The 20,914-nt window shown below is 39.0% G+C and carries 15 protein-coding genes; 3 read left to right on the forward strand and 12 right to left on the reverse strand.

The annotated features are described in order from the left end of the window. The first annotated feature begins 109 nt into the window (after nt 1-109). Both RI844_RS05060 and RI844_RS05065 read left to right on the forward strand, forming a co-directional pair. Nucleotides 110-2,542, forward strand: coding sequence for a TonB-dependent receptor (locus RI844_RS05060; RefSeq protein ID WP_348397358.1), 2,433 nt, complete (start codon nt 110-112; stop codon nt 2,540-2,542). Nucleotides 2,543-2,672: 130 nt separating this feature from the next. Continuing rightward, the gene (locus RI844_RS05065) at nt 2,673-3,506 is read left to right on the forward strand and encodes an SDR family NAD(P)-dependent oxidoreductase (RefSeq protein ID WP_348397359.1); all 834 of its coding nucleotides are present in this window, start codon (nt 2,673-2,675) and stop codon (nt 3,504-3,506) included. Nucleotides 3,507-3,640: 134 nt separating this feature from the next. Here RI844_RS05065 and RI844_RS05070 read toward each other — a convergent pair whose 3' ends face one another. The 6 genes from RI844_RS05070 to RI844_RS05095 form a co-directional block, all read right to left on the reverse strand. Then, nucleotides 3,641-5,113, reverse strand: coding sequence for a DUF1214 domain-containing protein (locus tag RI844_RS05070; protein WP_348397360.1), 1,473 nt, complete (start codon nt 5,111-5,113; stop codon nt 3,641-3,643). Between the two features lie 183 nt (nt 5,114-5,296). Further along, nucleotides 5,297-6,709, reverse strand: a complete 1,413-nt coding sequence (locus RI844_RS05075) for a DUF1254 domain-containing protein (RefSeq protein ID WP_348397361.1) — start codon at nt 6,707-6,709, stop codon at nt 5,297-5,299. Between the two features lie 262 nt (nt 6,710-6,971). Further along, nucleotides 6,972-7,373 (reverse strand): MaoC family dehydratase, encoded by a 402-nt coding sequence (locus RI844_RS05080; protein ID WP_348397362.1) that lies wholly within the window; start codon nt 7,371-7,373, stop codon nt 6,972-6,974. 11 nt (nt 7,374-7,384) lie between these two features. Next, nucleotides 7,385-7,828 (reverse strand): MaoC family dehydratase N-terminal domain-containing protein, encoded by a 444-nt coding sequence (locus RI844_RS05085; RefSeq protein WP_348397363.1) that lies wholly within the window; start codon nt 7,826-7,828, stop codon nt 7,385-7,387. Between the two features lie 9 nt (nt 7,829-7,837). Next, on the reverse strand, nt 7,838-9,016 hold the full coding sequence (locus RI844_RS05090) for a lipid-transfer protein (protein ID WP_348397364.1): 1,179 nt from the start codon (nt 9,014-9,016) through the stop codon (nt 7,838-7,840). A 22-nt stretch (nt 9,017-9,038) separates the two neighbouring features. Continuing rightward, nucleotides 9,039-9,965, reverse strand: a complete 927-nt coding sequence (locus tag RI844_RS05095; RefSeq protein WP_348397365.1) for an SDR family oxidoreductase — start codon at nt 9,963-9,965, stop codon at nt 9,039-9,041. Nucleotides 9,966-10,215: 250 nt separating this feature from the next. Here RI844_RS05095 and RI844_RS05100 point away from each other — a divergent pair, with 250 nt between their 5' ends. Continuing rightward, nucleotides 10,216-10,605, forward strand: a complete 390-nt coding sequence (locus RI844_RS05100) for a hypothetical protein (protein ID WP_348397366.1) — start codon at nt 10,216-10,218, stop codon at nt 10,603-10,605. Between the two features lie 40 nt (nt 10,606-10,645). Here the strand turns inward: RI844_RS05100 and RI844_RS05105 are convergent, their stop codons facing one another. The 6 genes from RI844_RS05105 to RI844_RS05130 all read right to left on the reverse strand — a co-directional run bounded on the left by RI844_RS05105 (nt 10,646) and on the right by RI844_RS05130 (nt 20,685). Then, the gene (locus RI844_RS05105) at nt 10,646-11,653 is read right to left on the reverse strand and encodes an AraC family transcriptional regulator (RefSeq protein ID WP_348397367.1); all 1,008 of its coding nucleotides are present in this window, start codon (nt 11,651-11,653) and stop codon (nt 10,646-10,648) included. Between the two features lie 87 nt (nt 11,654-11,740). Then, the gene (locus RI844_RS05110) at nt 11,741-14,371 is read right to left on the reverse strand and encodes a LuxR C-terminal-related transcriptional regulator (RefSeq protein WP_348397368.1); all 2,631 of its coding nucleotides are present in this window, start codon (nt 14,369-14,371) and stop codon (nt 11,741-11,743) included. Between the two features lie 214 nt (nt 14,372-14,585). After that, nucleotides 14,586-15,866 carry an acyl-CoA dehydrogenase family protein gene (locus RI844_RS05115; protein ID WP_348397369.1) on the reverse strand — a complete coding sequence of 427 codons (1,281 nt, stop codon included), beginning with the start codon at nt 15,864-15,866 and terminating at the stop codon, nt 14,586-14,588. 124 nt (nt 15,867-15,990) lie between these two features. Continuing rightward, nucleotides 15,991-16,791 carry an alpha/beta fold hydrolase gene (locus tag RI844_RS05120; RefSeq protein ID WP_348397370.1) on the reverse strand — a complete coding sequence of 267 codons (801 nt, stop codon included), beginning with the start codon at nt 16,789-16,791 and terminating at the stop codon, nt 15,991-15,993. 200 nt (nt 16,792-16,991) lie between these two features. Then, nucleotides 16,992-19,391, reverse strand: coding sequence for a TonB-dependent receptor (locus RI844_RS05125; RefSeq protein WP_348397371.1), 2,400 nt, complete (start codon nt 19,389-19,391; stop codon nt 16,992-16,994). A 100-nt stretch (nt 19,392-19,491) separates the two neighbouring features. Further along, nucleotides 19,492-20,685: a thiolase C-terminal domain-containing protein gene (locus RI844_RS05130; RefSeq protein WP_348397372.1), complete on the reverse strand. Its 1,194-nt coding sequence runs from the start codon at nt 20,683-20,685 to the stop codon at nt 19,492-19,494. Nucleotides 20,686-20,914 lie beyond the last annotated feature (229 nt).

Here is a 20,914-nt window from a genome sequence, read left to right on the forward strand (position 1 = left end):
ATTAATCAACTAAAACTCAAACTTAGATCGGTTAAAAAATATTTTTTAAATTAAAAGCTATAACAACAATAAAAACAATATGTTAATAGTATTTTTGGAGTGCTAATAAATGAAAGTTACAAACACAACACGAATGAACAAGAGTAAACTGGCGTTAGCTATTGGTGCATCTATGATGTTATCTGGCTACGCAATGGCGCAAGGAGCTGCAAGCTCAGAAAGTGGTAAACTTGAAGTGATTCAAGTGACCGCAACAAAGCGTACTGAAAGTATTCAAGACGTTCCTATGTCTATCACCGCAATTAACGGTGATAGAATTGAGAAAGCAGGCATCCAAGATTTATCTGAAATGTCTGGCTACATCCCTAACCTAACAATCTCAGAAGGTGCGATTAACACTAACATTTATATGCGTGGTGTTGGCTCGGGTATCAACCGTGCATTTGAGCAATCGGTTGGTATGTTTATCGATGGTATTTATATGGGACGTGGTAAGCAATTTCGTGCCCCATTTCTTGATTTAGAACGCGCCGAAGTATTACGTGGTCCACAAGGTGTTTTATTTGGTAAAAATACTATTGCCGGCACGATCAACCTTTCTACGGCAAAAGCAGAAGCTGGCGGAGATTTTGAAGGTAAAGTAACGGTAGATGTTGAACCAGAATATGGTTCTCAAGGTGTTAGTGCGGTATTAGCATCAGGTTTAACTGATGAGTTAGGGGTGCGTTTAGCGGTTAAAACATCTGAATCAGATGGCTACATGGAAAATACTTTTACCGGTCGCGATGAGCAATCAACTGAAGAAGACATTGTTCGTTTATCTGCGCACTGGGCTCCATCAACTGACCTAGATGTACACATGAAAGTTGAGCATACTGAATTTTCAACAAAAGGGACAACTGCACAAATTATTGGTTTAGAGCCTATGGGCGGTTTAGCAAACTTTGTTGCTGGCATGGTAGCACCGATGCTGGACTCTGAATTTGGTGATGATAAAGACGATTACAAAACATCGACTGATCAGGCATTAAACCCAGAAATGCGTGAAGTTGAATCAGATAATGTGTCTATTAACATTGATTATGCCTTAGGTGATGGCACGTTAACGTTAGTTACAGGTTACTCTGCTTATGAGTCTGAGCTACTGCAAGACGTTGACTTCATGCCGGTGACTTTCATCAATACCAATGACATAGAAGACTTTTCGCAAGTCAGCCAAGAAATTCGTTACGCTACCTCAGGTAACAATAAATTTGATTACATTACTGGCGTTTATTACCAACAAAATGAATTAGATTTTGACTTCTACTCACATGTTGACACCACGCAAATCAACCCAGCATTAATGGCTGCATTCGCAGGAGTGCCGGCGCAAGCAATTAATCCAGCATTCCCAGCTGGCTTATCGTTAGTTGATGTTGGTATTACACCAAACTCTTTCACTCGTACAACCAACTTTGATCAAGAAACAGACTCATTATCAGCCTTCTTCCAAGGTACTTATAACTTTAGTGAAGATTTTAGAATTATTGCAGGTGGTCGCTATACGGAAGAAACGAAAGATGTGATTCGTAGAAGTATGAACGCAACTATTGATTCATCACTATATGCATCAGCGGTAGACATCACGCCACCAGCAAGTGCATACCCGTCACCAGAATTAAATGGCTTTGTAACGGCTACTTTATTAGGTGTTGCTGTTACCGATCCTGAAGGCGGCGGCTCTCGAGATGAAAGCCAATTTATTCCTTCGGTTAAATTCCAATATGATGTAAACGATAAATTTATGGTTTATGGTGGTGTTGAACAAGGTTTTAAATCTGGTGGCTTCAACGCTAATGCCGATGCTACGGATGAAAACAATGAGTTTGAAGAAGAAAAAGCTATTGGCGTAGAGCTTGGTTTTAAATCAGATTTACTTGACGGCCGTGCACGTTTAAATATGGCAGTATTTCACACAAACTTTGAAGATTTACAAGTGACTACCTGGAACGGCTTCGCTTTTGAAGTTGGTAATGCGGCAGAGTCTGTATCACAAGGTATTGAAGTTGACGGTTCATTCCTAATTACCGATAACCTAACCTTTAGCGGCTCATTTTCATACCTGGATTCTTACTATGAAGACTATGCAACTGGTCCTTGTACCGCTGAAAAGCAAGCTATGGGTATGGAGATTTGTGATTTAACCGACGAATCAACGCCATTCGCACCAGAAATTTCGTCATCTTTATTCCTTGATTACGTAACAGAAGTTGGTGAGTCTATGGAGTTTTTCGCGCAACTTAACGTTAACTTCAAAGATGACTTCTTCTTCGATACAGATTTAGATCCTAAATTAATGCAAGAAGCTCACACTAAAGTGAATGCTAGAATTGCATTAGCCTCTATTGAAGAAACTTGGGAATTAGCATTAATTGGTAAAAACCTAACTGATGAAACGACATTCAGTGCCGGTCTTGATGTACCGCTAGTTAAAGGTGGTTACATGGGCTATACCGACGCACCTCGTACGGTATCTGTTCAAGGTACTTACCGCTTCTAAAGTAACCGGGGTCAGAGTCAAGTTTCCCAGTAAATCAACTGAGAAAATTTGACTCTGGCCCTAGTTTATTTTCGTATTTACTTATCCAACTGCTGAGTCAATACCAAAGTAAAACCAGGAACAACTCACTATGTTTAATCAAAAATTTCCAGAAAAACGAGCATTCATTACTGGCGCTGCCAGTGGCTTAGGCTTAGAAATATGCCAACAACTTGCCAAACATCAATGGCGCTTAGCCATTGCTGATATCAACAGCGAACGTTTAGCCAATACTAAAACCGAACTTGAAAACCTTGGTGCAAAAGAAGTCATTGCTATCGAGCTAAACGTTACCGATGCAGAAGCAATATTCAGCGCAGCAGAAAATATAGAACAAAACTGGCAAGGAATTGATTTACTGTTTAACAATGCCGGGATTGCCGGCGCCGGTAAAATCGAAGAAATTGACCGTGATGACTTCGAACGAGTTATAGATATCGATTTATGGAGTGTTATTTACGGCTGTCGTGCTTTTATTCCAATGCTGAAAAAGCAAAATGCTGGCCATATTATCAATACCGCCTCAAGTGCCGGCACCTTATCCGCTGCAGAGATGGCCAATTATAACGTAGCCAAAGCAGGCGTTGTTTCATTATCAGAAACGTTAAAAGTTGAACTTTCGCCAAATAATATCGGCGTTACTGTATTGTGTCCTACCGTATTCAAAACCAACCTGGGTGAGTCGGTAAGTGGTAAAACAGCGTTTGAACGTAACTTGCAAGAGCAGTTAAAAGAATCAAAAGTGACAAGTGCCGACATTGTCAAAAAGACGTTTAAAGCAATTAAAAATAATAAACTCTATGTAATGCCGCAAAGTGATGCAACCTGGGGCTGGCGCATAAAACGGCTAATGCCAGAAACCTACTCAAAGTTAATGTCTTACATGTACAAAAACCGTATCTGGATTTACAAACATTTAGATTAATTAAACTAGAAGCGGCTTCTACGCTTCACTTTTTAGTAGATATCTAAAACTGACTTTTGCAATGCAAAAAACAAAAACCAGATTTTCTGTGTAAATCTGGTTTTTAAATAATTCTAAATATTTGTATTATATAATCACTGTTTGATCAAATCACCAATCATGTATTTTCGGTCATGCCACTCTTGGGTTGGCGAATACATACGGTACAACAGGAAGAACCCCTTATTAGGCAAGGTTTGCACCCAGTTTGATTTTCCTTGTGGTTTGGTCGATGAAAACGTAACCGTAACAGAACCATCTTCATTCGTTACTAGCTCACCTTGACTATCAAACCCGCCTGAACGCTGTTCTGTCGCTAATATGCTGCGCGACTGGTTGTCATATGCCATGAAACTCCAAAAACGTTTCATCGGCGGGTTTGGTGGTAACGTCACAGTATAAACTTCGTTGCCATCAAGAGCTTCACCTTTATCATCAGTAGTCGTCATTAAATATGAGCTGCCCTTGCCATCAAACTTAGCAGTCATAAGTGGCGTAATGCCTGTAGCTACATAATGAAACGCTGTGCGATCATCTAGGTATAACGCGCCGTCTTTAATAAACTGATATGACATAGTGCTACCAAACGGTAAAAACCAGTTGCGTTTATCTCCATAAAAATATGAGTCTTTATTTGACGGTCTAAAGGCTTCATTACGAGCATGAACATTGGCGATACCCGCAGCTTCTTTCAGTGCTTCAAGTTGCTCACCCTTAGGATTAAATGGTTTGCCCTTTTCAATGCCTATTTTTGCAAGTAAACCGCGATAATGCGGGTCACCAGATGTTACTGGCTCATATTGGATCATTTCATTTAATTCATGATAAAAGTCTTCATTATTAGCATGAACCGTATTCATTTTAACGCCACTAATATCCATGTATTTGACTTTGCTAGCCCCTTCACCTAAACGGTACATTTTAAAAGTTTCTTTAAATTGTTTTATTTGTTTAGTATCGGCATACCTAAACGCAACCCAATGTTTGTACGTCGGTGTTGTTAATACTATATGGCCTTCTGGTATTTCTCCTTTATAACTGTCATGTACAACAATATATTTAGCGCCTTTACCTGCGTCTTCAGGGTTACCAACACCAATATCACCAACATATTGAAAAAATGCATCATCGATAAAACCTAATACTGGTGTTTTAAGGTCCATAACTATTGGCCCATTTTTTACATCAACACTAAATAATGCATATGGAGTACTGGTATTACCGGTTAACCATAAGCTCTTACTATCTAAAAATGATTCACTGATCGGAATAACTTTATTTGATGTAGCGCCTATCGATTCTAAACCAACTTGAATTGCTTGCATTGACGAAATTTGAATACCATCAGTAAATACATTCACCGCCCTTTGAATATACATGTAACGCTGAACTTTACTCATGGTTTCATCAGACGGGTAACCGTCTTTAAAATGTAAATCACCAACAGCTTGAGTTTTAACTACATCAGGCGTGGTTATATTGGCGGGGATATCGGAATTTGCAATTACCGAGCTGGTAAAAATGCAACTCGCTAAGACTAAACTGGTCGTTATTTTGGTAAATTTCATATAATTATCCCTGTAAAAATTTAAAATTAATCATTGAAAGATTATTACGAATAAATCGGTTTATGTTGAAGTTGTTGACACATTACATTTATAGATTTTGTGTTTTCACCCGCTAATTCAAATTCAGCACTATTTTATTGCTATAACCCCGACTCAACGGGGCTATATAAGATAAAAGTAAATTTACTTAACGAGTTCAATATCGTTTAATTCAAAACTACCGTCACGTAAACCTGGCGTTGGTCCATAAAAGCGGAATAACAGGAAGAAACGGCGGTCGTTGGTTGGTATCCAATTAGACTCTAAGCCTTTAGGCGCTTTAGGTCCCATATAAATGGTAGTACTGCCGTCTTTATTTTTCTTCATATCCATATCTGAATCGACACTACTTTTGGAAATATCCCTTAAGTATGAGGCTGTTTCTAAGTCGTAAACTGTTATTGCCCAGAAATCTTTTGCAGGTACATTTGGTGGAACAACTAACTTGTAGTTTTTATTACCATCTAACCATTGGCCGTCAGCGGTTTCTGCTAAATCTAAATAAAAGGTGGCGGTACCATAGTTTTTTACACTTGAAATTATTGCGTAGTAAACAGAGCCTCGAGCACTATAGTCATAATAGCTTGGGTACTCATAGCTCATTTCTGTTTCAATAGCGCCAGGAGGTAATAATAAACTCCATTTTTTGCCCGGGTACATCCACGGGTTTAGATGACGATGATATTGCTCAATCATAAATTCTAAGGCTTGCGGCGCGGCTTTAGCATAAATTGCTTTCATGCTGTCATCTGGCTTAAAGGCTTTGCCTTTTTCAATGCCAATGCGTTTTAACATGCCCATCATGGTAATGTTTTGTTTTTCTACCACTTCTTCTTGAATGATTTCATTTAAGTCAGTGTAAATGCTTTGGTCTAAAACAGGCGTGCCTTCTAGTATTTTTCCATAAATATCAACATAGTTATTCTTAGGTGGGTTAGTCGCTTGTGCTAAAGGGTAAACTTTTATTGTTTTCGCAAAGTCAGCAGCTTTTTTTAAATTTTCAGGCGTCGGACCACCTTGCATGATCGGTCTTAATATCGCAAAACCGTTATTGGTACGTTGTTCATAAGTATAAGCTCTATCTAAAAGTGGTCCTTGGTAACCTTTAGGTAGTAAAATATATTTAGCGCCGCGCCCTTTATCACGTCCTGCCGCGCCAACATCATCAATTGGTCGCTGCCATGCGTCCATTAACGTACCAAAAATACCAACACCATCAGCAGAAGGTGGTATTTCAACTACCATAGGCCCGTTCTCAATATTCCAAAAAAAGCTTACATAAGGTGTGGTATTGTTAGGTGTGGCAGTTTGGTACTTCCAATCCTGAACTTTACTGTTGTAGGCAATATCGTTCATTTTCACACCTAATGCCGTATGACCATCTCGATACCCTTTATAGTTAAGTAATGGCATTGACCAAACTACGGCTTCTATAGCACGACTGTGAGTCATTTTCTCACTGATAGTCTGCTCTTTAGCCATACTGCTGGTGCAACATATAAAAAATAGCAATATCCCTAGAACAGAGTGAATCAATGTGGTTACAGATTTGTTCATACCTATTATCCTTATAATATAAAATATGTTTATTTTATTCATAAACTTAGCTTAGATAGGGATATAGTAAAATTCCAACTATCAGCAAAAATAACTAAAATAAAGTTTGAACTTTCAATAGGTAAGCTTCATCACCCGTACGGGTGAATACTGTTAAAGTATGTAAACAACGAAAACAAAACGGTCTACATGCTAAAGTGACCGTTTTTTTAAATCATAATGTTATCTCTAAGCACCTGAACTCAAAGTAAAGTTACAGACATTATATTGCCACTTCAGCAACGCCAGCCAATGTGTGAGTACCTTCAGCTTTAGTAGCAAAAATTTCAATTCGAGCTCTTAGCTCGCCATTTTCATTAACAATATCGACAACTTCACCTGTACAGGTGATTACGTCGTGTAACTGGGTAATTGCTAAAAACCGATTACTGAATTTTCGTAGTTTTGATTGCGGTTGCCAATTTGTTAACATTCGCCCTAAATAAGCCATCGATAACATACCATGGGCAAATACATCGTCCATGCCTGCTGCTTTAGCAAAATCACTATCAATATGAATTGGGTTATGATCGCCACTGGCGCCTGCAAATAATGCCAGCGTGCTGCGCTTTATTGCCGGAAGGGTTAATGTTGGTAATTTATCGCCAACGTTTATATTAGTCATTTTAACAATCCTTAGGCGTTACGATAAACTAAAGTACACGTTGCCTTGGCAACCAATTTGGCATCTTGATTGCTGTAACTCGATTCAAGTTCAACAAATTCAAGTGCACCGCCCTTTTTAGCAAACATATTTACGATCGACGAGCTTACTTCAATGCTATCGCCAGCGTAAATACTGTCGAAATATTCAAATTCTTGTGAGCCATGTAAGAGTTTCGCTATGTCCATGTTTAACATGTTAAGTACAGGCAGCAACTCTGGTCCTTCAAGCTCTATAGTGAATGGAAACGTTGGCGGTGCTGGTATAGTTTTAAAACCGGCAGCAATTGCCGCTTGTTCATCAGTATAAATTGGATTAGTTTCGCCTATAGCTTTAGCGAACATTTTTAGGCGGCCTTTTTCAACATCAATGTTAAAGGCAGGAAATTTATACCCTACTTTAGTTTGATCTAACATTGATTTCCCCTAAACCTTGCGGAACATGCTAACTACGGCAGCACCACCAAGACCAAGATTATGCTGTAAGGCAACGCGCGCACCTTCAACTTGACGTTTGCCGGCGGTACCACGTAAATGCCAGGTAAGTTCGGTACATTGTGCCAAACCGGTCGCGCCAATTGGATGGCCTTTACTCATTAAGCCGCCTGACGGGTTAACTACAAATTTACCGCCATAAGTATTATCATTATCACAGATAAATTGCTCTGCCTGTCCTTCGTCACACAAACCTAACCCTTCATAGGTGATCACTTCATTCGGAGTAAAACAATCATGCAGTTCTACTACCTGAGCTTCTTCTGGTCCCATACCCGCTAGTTCATAGACTTCTTTGGCGGCTTTAGCGGTCATTTCTGAACCAATAAGTTTCATTGGATCTGTCCAGGTATCGGCAATATCAGTCGCAATTGATTGTGCGACAATTTCTACATTGGCGTTGGTTAAACCATGCTTTTTCGCAAATGCCGGACTACAAACTACCACCGCTGCTGCGCCACACGTTGGTGGGCATGCCATAAAACGAGTCAAGTATGGCGGGAATATAATTGGTGATCCCATCACTTCATCTAAAGTGAGTTTATTAGCAAATAATGAATAGGGGTTATTTACCGCATGGCTTCGAGTTTTAACCGATACTTTGCCGAAAATATTTGGATTGGCATTATATTTTTCAATATACGCACTGCCTGCTTGGCCAAACATGCGAAGTGCTAGCGGCCCTTCAGGCGCAGTTGAAATCTCAGAAAGTTTATTTAACATAGGATCAAACGGTGATTCTCTATCATCCCAGTGCGAGCCTAGCGCGCCTTTTTGCATTTCTTCAAAACCAAACGCTAACGCACATTCTACTGCGCCAAACTCAACCGCTTGTCGAGCTAAATAAAGTGCAGTGGAGCCTGATGAACAATTATTATTAACATTGACTACCGGAATACCAGTCATGCCCACTTCATATAGAGCATGTTGGCCACAGGTGCTGTCACCATATATATAACTGGCATAAGCTTGCTGAATATATTTGTACTCAATACCGGCATCACTCAATGCCAACTTGATCGCTTTTGCGGCCATTACTCGATACGGTTCATTCTGTCCTGGTTTAGAAAATTTTACCATTCCTACACCAGCTATACGTGTATGTGTCATATTCCTACTCCTATTCCTGTTTCTATTTGTTTGTCTTTTTCGCTAACAGATCTAAACCAACCATATCGCCCACGGCAACAAAGGTACTGCCAATATCTAACGCTGGCTCTGATTGCTCAAAGTTGCATATGTCAGCCCAGCGCGATGCTACTTGCTCAGCACTCACGTTATTTTCAACACCAAAGGCAACGCCTTTACTGCGCTCAGTACGAATTTTTGCAAACCAGCTTGCGCCTACTTCAAAAACACCACCATTTTCAACGCTGTTTTCATCACATAGCTTAATCACTAATGGCACAACATATTCTGGGCTAGTGGCTTTTAATATCTCCTCATCCCAAATCGTTTCCGTTAATCGAGAGCCTGCAATAGGAGCGATTACATTTGAGTAGACGTTTTTGCGAGCACCTTCAATAGCAAGCGTTTTGCCTAAACCAAGTAACGCCGATTTGGCGGCACTGTAGTTCGCCTGGCCAAAGTTGCCATAAATACCGGCCGCCGAGGTAGTGAAAATAATTCGACCAAAGCCTTGTGCTTGCATGTATGGCCAAGCAGCTTTCGTTACGCTATACGCACCATCAACATGAACGTTAAATATCTTCTGCCAATCGCGGTCTTGCATTTTAGTAAAGCTGACATCACGCAAGAAACCAGCATTATTTATGACAATATCAATACGGCCATAGTTATCGATAGCAGTTTGGACAATGCGTTCACCAAATTCAACGGAGTCGTAGTTAGCAACAGCATCACCACCAAACTCTTTAATTTTTGCTACAACGCTATCAGCAGCTTTTGAATTTTCACCTATGCCACTGCCAGAGCCGCCTAAATCATTGACCACCACCTTAGCACCACGTTTGGCAAACTCTAAGGCATAAGCACGCCCCAGGCCGCCACCTGCACCGGTAACAATAACTACTTGGTCATAAAAACGAATATTACTCATTGAACAAACCTCTGCTTTATATCTTTATGCAATAGTAAAAGTTAGAAACAGGCTCTAACTTTGTTTAAATTTTAGTGACTATTAATTTAGGCAAATCGCTGAACAGCCACAATGTCCGAAAAACACCATTAAATAGACTTATTTTGACCTCGGCTGTTTTGGGTAATTTTTTGGTAGGTTTCGGACATTGCTCTACAAGGGGAGCTCTATATGATGAGACAATAATAAATTGATTAACGAGATCTACAACATGTCATTATTTATAAATACCGGCCGGGCACTAATGTTATTGGGTGCAATTTTTTTTACAGCTATATTTTTGAAAGTAGTTTTTCAATTCGAACTATTGCCTGGTTTTAGCTATTTAAGTAGCTACCTGATGAGTTTTTGTGGCGCACTATTAGTGGCGTGGGGTCTATTAATGATTAAAACAGCCGAGCACAAAGAGTTTATACCGACAGTGGCCTACGCTACCGGAATCATGTTGCTGTTATCTGCCATTATGCGCATAATCGCGATTTTTGTAGCACCACAAACCTTTGAATTTTTACCCGCTTTTTTTGCGCAACTCGTGCCTATTGCCGAGAGTGGTTTATTTATCATTCTTGCGGTTGTATTTTTAACTCGTTATAAACAGTAATACTTTTAACACTTAGATAATAATATTATTTTTCTAAGTGTTACTCTTCCTTGCCTCTATATACGGTAGGCGTTAAGCCGGTCCATTTTTTAAAGGCTCGTATAAAGCCACTCGGCTCACTAAACCCAGTTTTATAGGCTATTTCTGCTATTGATAGGTGTTGTTTAGTTAAATAATAAATGGCTGAATCGCGGCGCATAAAATCTTTAATTTTTTGATAACTCACCCCTTCTTTATTCAATTTTGCCCTTAAGGTCTTTTCAGTCATAAATAGTTTATCAGCGACTAAGGTAAAGCTTGGAAAGTTATTTTCTTCAAAATCCTCAATAATCAAACGAATTTTAGCACTTAAACTTTGATCATCAATTGGCGTAAACAGTAAGTTTTGGAAGGTGTTTTTTAAGTATTGTTCTAACTCACCAGTATTTTTTTTAATAATGGGCATCGCTAAATAGTCTTTACTAAAAGACAAGCTCAGAAATGGTTGGTTAAATTTTCTAATACCCGGAAATAAGTATTGATATTCACTTTCATGAGCAGGTGGCGAGTAATCAAAACTGGCACATCTGATTATAATATTTTTGCCAATCAGCCAACTTGCAAACCGGTGCCAGGCGTTAAGAATAAATTCGGCGAGTAAATGTTCAGGATCTAACTCTGGGTTTGCTAATACGACTCTAATTTCGACTTCATCACCTGTGGTGTAAAGCTCTAATTGATAGGCCTGACAATGCAGTTGATAGTAACCAAAACCTAACTCTAAAGCTTTGCCTAAATTGGCGCAGCTACTCATCACATGACTGGCATAAAAAAAACTGCCTATAGGTAATGGCTGCTCGATTAAACCAAAATGTTCATCATCCAGTTCTAGTATGGTTTGTTTCAGTAAATTGACAAAATTTTCAGTAGATATTCTTAAATGACTATTTTCAGCTTCATACGCAGAAATACCACAACTTGCTAATATGCTTGCTGAATCTTTTCCATGGCGATTTAACGAATTAACCAGTGCCTGTACATAATGATAAATAATGGTATTTTTTTTCATTAAAACGATATCTTTATGGGTTATATCTCTAAGTTAACGTTTAACCTGAATTTAGCAAACACCCAAACGGGTGATTTAAAGAGAGAATTAATGGTTATTAGTCTGCTGTATTTGACTAAACATTTGTGTTGCTTGGATACGATTACTTACCCCAAGCTTTGCATAAGATGTTTTTAAATGAGTTTTAACTGTATTTATTGATACGCATAGTTGATCGGCTATTTGCTGGTTTGAATTTCCGCTGCCAAGTAATTGCATAACTTTTTGCTCTGCCATGGTTAAACTTTCAACCGACTGCATTTCAAAACGCTTTCTTATATCCAGGCCTTCAAAACGCTGACAAATCTCTTGCATAAAGGCCTTTCTACGCGGTGATAATTCAGTGAACGACCATTCATGGAGAAATTCAATAGCAACCTTATCAAGCCGTCCTAAATACTGAATGATATTTTTTTTACTGGCGATACTAATGACTTTCTTTAAGGTTACTTTAGCGCTGTTGATGTCTTTGGCGATAATATAAATATTCACTAAAAAAACCAAAGCTCTAACCTGTTGAAGCGTCCTTGATGATTGCTCAAACTCTAAAGCCACTTGCTTTAATTTGGCAATACAAGTTTCCATATCCCCTTTGGCCGATAACATTAAGCAATCTATCATTGCACCGTTATATAATAAGTGATTATTTTCTGGTGTGTCGGTATTTATATTCTCAGCTTTGAAGGAATCATAGATTGTATTGGCTTCTTCGGGATTTGCGGTAAACAAGTAATAGCGGATCGCTTCATAATAAATTGGAATTTTAGAGGTCGTTAATTGTCTTGATTCTAACAGCTCAAGTAACTGTTCTATCATTACCTCTCTTTGTTCATTATCATTAAGATCGGTAAGCAATTGGATATGTGTGACATAATACCAGGCCAAAAATGATGGCTCAGCAATATAACTGATAATACTGCCTGATGCCTCAAAATAGCGCTTCGTGACATCCAAATCACCGATAATATAAGCTGCCATACCGCGCATAATATTAACCAAATGAGCCAATTGGCTATCATGTTCTTGGCTATTGATAAAGGCAGTTATTTCATCACATTTAGCTAAACACTGATTGGTATTGCCCTGAATAAATTCAAACATAGCCAAGGTAGCTTTGATCATCACTGTACTATAAAAAAGGCTGCCACCGCGGGCAAAAAATGCAGCATCTTCACCTGTTTCTTTTAACTTTTCAAATTGGTTACTATGTAAGTAACCGATACATTGTACAACTCTTAGCGCATTCTCAAAATGTGGCAGCGTTAGTGGTCGTTTACTCATCGCATCATCAACTAGTTGATGGTAGCTGAAAAAGTTATCAGTCCAAGCCGCATGCGCAGCTTTTACCGCTAACAATTTTATTTGTTCGCGCCCTTGTATTTTTAAATTTTGTTTGAGCATGTGTTCAAGGTTTTCAATAGCCTGTTGGCCTTTGCTATGCTGATACGTAAGGGAATAATTCCAGGCTTGCAGCACTAAAAGGTAAACATTGGATAGCAGCACATCGTAAGGCAGCTGGCTGATTAACACATTAAAGCGCGGAAAATTACCACTGGCAATGATAGCATTGCCATGCTCTTCCAATATCTCAACTGCATTTTGGTATTGCTCAGCTTTAATATAATGATCGACCGCTTCCAAATAAATTTGGTGCGACAAATACCAATCGGCACAGCGTTGGTGCAATACCTTAATATCCTCAGGTTTGTGAATAGTGAGTTGCTGATATAAATAATCTTTGAGTAACGGCTGCAGTGCAAACCACTCGAACCTTTCGGTAAGGTCGTTTTTATAAAGACGCATGATCGGAATTTTTTTTACAACGCTAGCTGAAAATTCCGACGACTCGGTGATGGTATCGATTAATTGCTCACAGAGAAAGTCACTGATGGAAATCATCAACAACCATTGCTTTTCTTGTTCAGATAAGCCAACAATAATTTCTTCAACAAAATAAGCGGCTAGATTTTCTTCATTGCTTGAATTTGCTGTCCAGTGCGACAAATTTTTATGCATACTGATAATTGCAGGCCAACCACCGGTAATGCTGAAAACATTAGTAACATCATCGTTAGTTAAAGGTGTTTGATTGAATTGCTCTGAGTATTGCTTGATTTCATCTATCGTGAACGCCAAATCATGAGCTTTTAGTTTGCAGACTTTTTCAGCGACATAGGCTTTAGCAATAGGAAAAGGCAAATCGACTCTACTGGCAATAATTACATTGATTTTTTTTGAGCTGTTTAAGATTAATTGCTGGAAAAAATCGGCAATAATAGCGTGATGAATAAAATGAAAGTCATCAAAAAACAAATAGATAGATTTTTTACATTGTTCCAGTTCAGCAATCAAATGATAGACAAAGCTTAATTGTGAAATGTTTTCATCATAAACTAAACCTTTGTTTACCAACCCTTGTGCCTTTAAAGCCTCCAGGAAATAAGTGAAAAAAAACTCTGCCTGATTGTCATCATTATCTAGACTGGTCCACACTACTAACCCCGATTGTTGCAAAATGTAGTTAGCATAATCGATCATCAAATAGCTTTTACCATAGCCGGCGGGCGCTTTGATAAACAAAAACTTAGTTTGATCAGTTAAAGAGATGCCTATTTTGTCTATTAAACGAGTTCTTCGATATAACTTTGCTGGTTTAATAGGAACTACATATTTTTGCATACTATTGATGTACCTAAATATTTAATATTAAAACACAGAGAATAATTAACTATTATTACCATTAACCATAGCAGATTATTTTGCTATTTTAATACGAAGATTGAAAACATTTATCTGCTAATTTAGCTATTGATGATGGCAGTTTATTAAAGTAAAAAATGGCGTAAAACAATGTTTTACACCAATTTTAAAATGATTAAATACTAAATTTTAGTTATGTTAAGCCATATTTATCTTTATAAATTTGACTTAACATGGTGCCACCTTTTAACGATAATACGTTGTTTTCACCATCGGTGATCAAACCTGCACGGGCATCTCTAAATAGCTTTTCAAGCGGGTACTCTTTAGTTAACCCATTACCCCCAAACATTTGTAGCGCTTCGCTAGTTACATCCACTGAAGTTTTGGTAACAAAAGTTTTTGCTGTAGCACTGCCAAGTAAGTGTGGGCCATTAGGGCCATAGTTATAATTAAATGCACGATGCGCCATTCCTCGACATGCTTCAACATTTCTGAACATATCAAATAAACGCGCTCGTACACTTTGATGATTGATGATTTCGCCACCACCTTGTTTACGTTCATGCACGTAAGTAAGAGCGTGTTCATATGCAGCTCTGGCAATGCCTGTATAGGTGATACTCATTTCCATATTGCCAAACGTTAATGATCCGAAGAAGCTAGGATATGCTTGTTCTTTGCCAGCAATAACATAACTCATTGGCACTCGTACTTCATCAAAGTACAGTTCGCCTTGTGGCAATGAGCGCAAACCAAGTTTTTCAAGTGGCAAGCCGCGAGAAAACCCAGGTAGATCAAATGGCACTAATACCCCGACATAATGAAGACCGCCATCTTCACGATAAATGCCATCGCCATAGTCACATTGGGTGTACATTAGGCCACATTCAGCCAATGGTGCGCCAGAAACCCAAGCAGATGTTTGCCCAGAAATCACCAGTTCATCACCATCAACACGGGCAATTAAATTACCACGACCATGTTTTGAGCCAGGAATCGCTTCGGTTTTATCAATATCGAGTACATCACTGCCTCTATCTGGTTGCGTGCCAATCCAGCAGCCACGTAAATGGCCAAAACGTTCAATTAACTCAGCATTGCCTGTACCTACAGCAGTAATTGCGGCGAAATGAGTAACCATGGCTAATAACGTTAGGCCCGCATCTCCCCAAGCAAATTCTTCAAGGATAATAGGTAGGATACGAGCTTTTTCTTCATCAGTCATGCCACCTATCGCTTCTAAATCAAAAATACCTGACTCGTGTAATTTGTCATAAAACTCCCATACAGGAGAATCTTCTGCTACTGCTTGCTCAGCAGTTAGCTTGTCCATTTTTTCGCCAATTGGACGCATGACCTCTTCAGCAAAACGGTGTGCTACTTCTTGAATAGCTAGCTCTTCTTCGCTCATCAGACCTTCTAAACCGGTAAGGCCTAATTTCGGTAGAGGTACTTCATTTAATACAAACATGTTATTTCCAGATATTTATTTAAGGAGTATGCTGTTAAGCTAATCCTTTCATAAACGTTCAGAATCACCCTGTCGGGTGATATTTTTAAATTTAAAAATATAAAATTAAAAAACCATGTAAAAGCTATTGAGTTTTAGCTACAAAATTTCGTATTAATTGCGGCCAATGTTGAAGATCAGAATATTTATCTGCAATATAAAGTTCTGTATTTGCCATTATTTGATGTAATTCAGTAGCAGTTTCGACTGGATGGCTTGGATCTCCAGTCCATGCCAAAATAAGCGTAGGAAGGTTAATCGATTTAAGTTCTTCCTTAGAAGGTAGATCAGTCAAAGCAGCCCCTTTGAACAGATTTGACAAGGTCTTTCTTTTTATTGGTTTTATTCCTTCAAAAACTCCTTGAATGTTTTCTTTCTTTGCCGCAACTAACCAGGCAGGAAGCAAGCGTTCAGGTTTTCTAGCCATTAGTTTTGCCAAAATCCTGCCGCCCAGTAAACCACCAACAGTTGCGAGTTTATGGTAAAGTTTTCCTTGCTCAGCTCTTGTATGCCATGCGGTTGGCGGGTTCATTAAGATCATACTTTTAATACGTTTGGGAGCAAGCATGGCTGAATAAATAGTGGTAGCACAGCCCATTGATTGTCCACCGGCAATAAATGTATCCACGCCAACCTCATTGGCAACTGACAACATGTCATTGGCTAAATTTTTCCAATGGTAATCAGATGGTGAATTTGATGCTTGTGTTTTACCATGACCACGAGCATCATAGCGCACTAGCTTTGCTTCTTTTGAAAACTTGTGCCATTGAAAAATATCCAATAAATCTTCACTTTCAATGCTTGCCGTTAAACCATGGCCCCAAACGAGTACTTCACCCTCGCCTTCTACTTCAACATTAAATTCTAAACTATTTATTTTCATTTTAGCCTTCGTTTGATACCTGGTTAATAAATTTGATTGTTTAGCTAATTTAAACTGTAACATTAATTGAATATATTTAAATTCGCTTTACCTTAGGAAATAAAAAACCACCAGATTTAAAAAAACTGGTGGTTTCAATCAGAGTCACACTAGGTAATCAACTTACCTAAATGAAGTTATTTGACGTACCATTTCAGAAACTAGAAATGGTACGTACCTTGTACTGTAACAGTACGTGGTGCATCGGTATAACCAATATAACCACCAGCAACTAATGGCGTGTCTAAACCAGCAGAAAATGTTGTTTCATCTGTTAAGTTTTTGCCAATTAAAGATACATCCCAAGTATCCTCAGCAGACGCTAACGACAGCATCAAATTTACTTTACTGAATGAGTCTTGTTTTAAGTTTTCATCAAGATCGCTATCAACATAGTATTCATCAGAAAAATTAACATTTAACCGTGCAGCAAATAATAGTGAGCTACCGATTTCTGTCTCGTAGTCTAAGAAAAGCGATGCTGACATTTCAGGCGCGAACGGTGTTGTTTCATCAGTTAAATCACAAATAGTTTGTGGGTTTACCGGATCTTTAAGAATTGGAGCTGTACATGGACCATTTGAGTAGTCGTCATAAGTAGAGTCTAAAAATGACAGAGAACCACTAAATGTCCAGTTATCACTTAGTACATATGCGCCATCAAATTCGACACCTTGTGTTGTTGACTCTGCAGCATTACCAACACTAAAGCCAGTACCTGTCCATGACGTAACTTGCAGGTTATCAAATGTGGTGTGAAATACAGCCACATTTAAACGAGCTAGGCCATCAAGAAAATCTGATTTCACCCCTAATTCAAGACCTAATGCTTCTTCATCTTCAAACACCATATCTTCTTCTGCAGCAGCGGTATCAGAGTTAAAACCACCGGCTTTGAAACCCTCTTCAGCAGTGGCATAAATCATCATGTCATCATTAACATCGTACTGAATTTTGACTGATGGGGTAAAGTGTGACTCGTCATAACTATCAGTGTACTCAGGTGTTTTCACATTAACGGCTAATGCTACCGCGGTAAATGCACTGTTTGCATCAGCTGGAATTAAATTGTCAAAGGTATGATTTAATTGTACTTCACCATGGGCACTTTGGCGGAACACATCTTTTGTATCATCGGTGTACCGACCGCCAACAGTTAAACGTAACGCATCAGTAAAATGATAAGTACCTTGGAAGAATGCCGACAAGGTTTCGGTTTCCTGGTTAAAGTTCGATACTCGGTCTAACGACTCAGGCGCAAAGCCGATGTCGGTAAAACTTAACCCACCTAACGCATCTCTAGGTGCGTTGTAAGCTGGCATTAATGCCGGAGTGATTGACGCAACATCAATGTGAGTTGCCACATCCATTACTAAGTCTGAATCTGAGTAATAAATCCCGGTAATGTAATCAAATCTGCCACCAAGTGAACTGGCAAACCGAATTTCATGACTGGTTTGATCAAAATCATGGTCATCGGTAGTATGTAAAAACGGGAACGGCATATAATCTAAATCTTGGTGTTCAATTGACTCATAAGCGCTGTAACCGCCTGTATAAGATAAAACACCGCCGGCTAAATCATAATCAATATTCAAGGCAACGTTATCCGCTTCTACCCCACGAAATTCACCTTCATAGGCATTATCAGAACTTCGGGTATCGTCTAAACTGGTTTCAAAATCATCTTGCACACTTGGAATCACCGCACCAAGAATAAAACCGGCTAAACCATCTAATGGCTTTGCACTGATAAATTGCGAGGTGCTACCAACACTTTCTGTTTCCGAGTTTTCTGCTTTAAAATGCACAGATAAGTCATCTATTGGCTGCCAATGAAGAGACAAGCGAACAATCGTTTCCTCTGATTGTGACTCATCTCTGTCTAAGTTATTATTCACCATGTAACCGTCAGAAGAAGAATCTTTTACAGCTAAGCGATAACCCAACTCATCTGTTATACCACCAGCAAGTACGCCAGTTAAGCCTTGGCTATTATATTCAGGTTCATACTCTGCGATAACTTTACCTTCAAAATCTGAACCGGCTTCGGCTTTCGCTGTACTAAGGTTTAATGTGCCGGCAATGGTATTTTTACCAAATAAGATGCCTTGCGGACCACGCAAAATTTCAGCACGTTCCAAGTCTAAAAACGGGGCACGAAATTGCTTACTGCGGCCCATGTAAATGCCATCAATGAACATACCTACCGATTGCTCAAACGAGCGGTTGTTACCTGAGCCAACACCGCGCATAAAGATATTGGTGTTAATGGCATTTTCAGAAATACTTAAGTTTGGCACATAATCAGATATTTCTGATAAATCTTGTATCGCTGATTTTTCAATCTTGTCACCGTTTATGGCAGTAATTGACATTGGCACTGACTGAACACTTTGTGAACGCTTTGTTGCCGTTACTTTGATTACTTCAAGACCTTTTAACTTTTCACCTTCGACTTCTTCTGCTGCAGTTGCATTGCTGCTAATAAAAAGTGTGGCACCAATGGCTAATGCAAGTTTGCTCTTTCGTAAATTCTGACTATTTGTAATAAATTTCATTAAATTCCTCTCCTAAAGGTAAATTCTATTTTGTTGTTTTTATTATTTTTATTTGATGTTTAATTGCTTAATGCAAAACAAAGCTCATTTAAAATGAGGTTTATGTTGTTCTTTCAAAAATGTTGACAAAACCAGAGCTGCCAATTCCCCCGTTGTGTTGTAGAGCGATTCTTGCGTGTTCAACTTGTCGTTGACCACATTGACCTCTTAGTTGTTTAACTAATTCGGTTATTTGTGCAAGTCCGGTTGCGCCTAACGGATGCCCTTTTGCCATCAACCCACCAGATGGGCCGATAACAACTTTGCCACCGTAGGTATTCTGTCCTTCTAGAATAAATTTTTCTAAATCATCATCAGCACATAACCCTAATGCTGAATAGGTGAAGATTTCATTACTGGTAAAGCAGTCATGTAATTCAATAACATCAATATCATCAGGGCCAACCCCGGCACTTTCATAGGCTTGCTTACATGCTTCACGGCTTAATGCGCCAAACGTGACGTCGAGTACATTCGAAGTGAAATACTCAGGTTTATCGCTACACCAACTTGAGCCTTTTAAAGTAATACTGATATCTAGGTTATGTTTTTTGGCAAACTCTTCACTACAAACAATTACGCTGGCAGCACCACAACTTGGTGGACAAGCAAACAACTTACGCAAGCCACGATAAAGTGCTGGCTGCTCTAGCACTTGTTCAACAGTTAGTAGCTCACGATAAATTGCATAAGGATTAAATTCGGCGTGTTTTCTAGCTTTTACTGCGATGCTTGCCAGTGCTTGTTCACTTATATTGTAATCGTTCATTAATGCTTCAGCTTGGCAACCAAACATTAATACTGCCGGAGGTAATTGCGCTTCGTGCAGGTCTAGTCCCATCAAATTAACAATGGCATCGGTGTGACGTTGCAGCGGACTTGTTCTGTCTGGGTACATCATCTCGATGGCGCCAGGTGCCATTTGCTCAAATCCTAAAGCCATAACGCATTCTGAAATACCGTATTCAACCGCCTGTGCCGCCAAGGCAAACGCGGTTGAACCACTAGCACAGTTATTATTCACATTAGTGACTGGAATACCGGTCATACCTATGCCATAAAGTGCAGCTTGGCCTGAACAACTATCGCCTTGCACATAAGAGGTAAATGCCTGTTCAATTAAGGAATAATCTAAACCTGCATCAGTTAATGCTACCCGTCCAGCATTGGCGCCCATAACTTGGTAACCGTCACTTTGACCAGGCTTTTTAAATGGCACCATACCAACACCACAAATTACTACTTTTCTAGTCATTGTTTATCCTGTTTTTCAAATGGCTGATTATGTAACAAGCCGTTTTTTTCAGCTTTGCTTTGCTATTGAATTACAATTAATTACCTTTAGAAATAAACTAATCGGTAATCGTTTACTGTGATTCACCCTATCGGGTGATATTATTAAAAACATTCAACAAAGTATAAATTATCGATTAATAACAGTCAGTTATAAGCAAAGACCTTTATATAAAACATTACTAATTACT

This window comes from Thalassotalea fonticola, from assembly GCF_032911225.1.
Classification (GTDB): Bacteria; Pseudomonadota; Gammaproteobacteria; order Enterobacterales; family Alteromonadaceae; genus Thalassotalea_A; species Thalassotalea_A fonticola.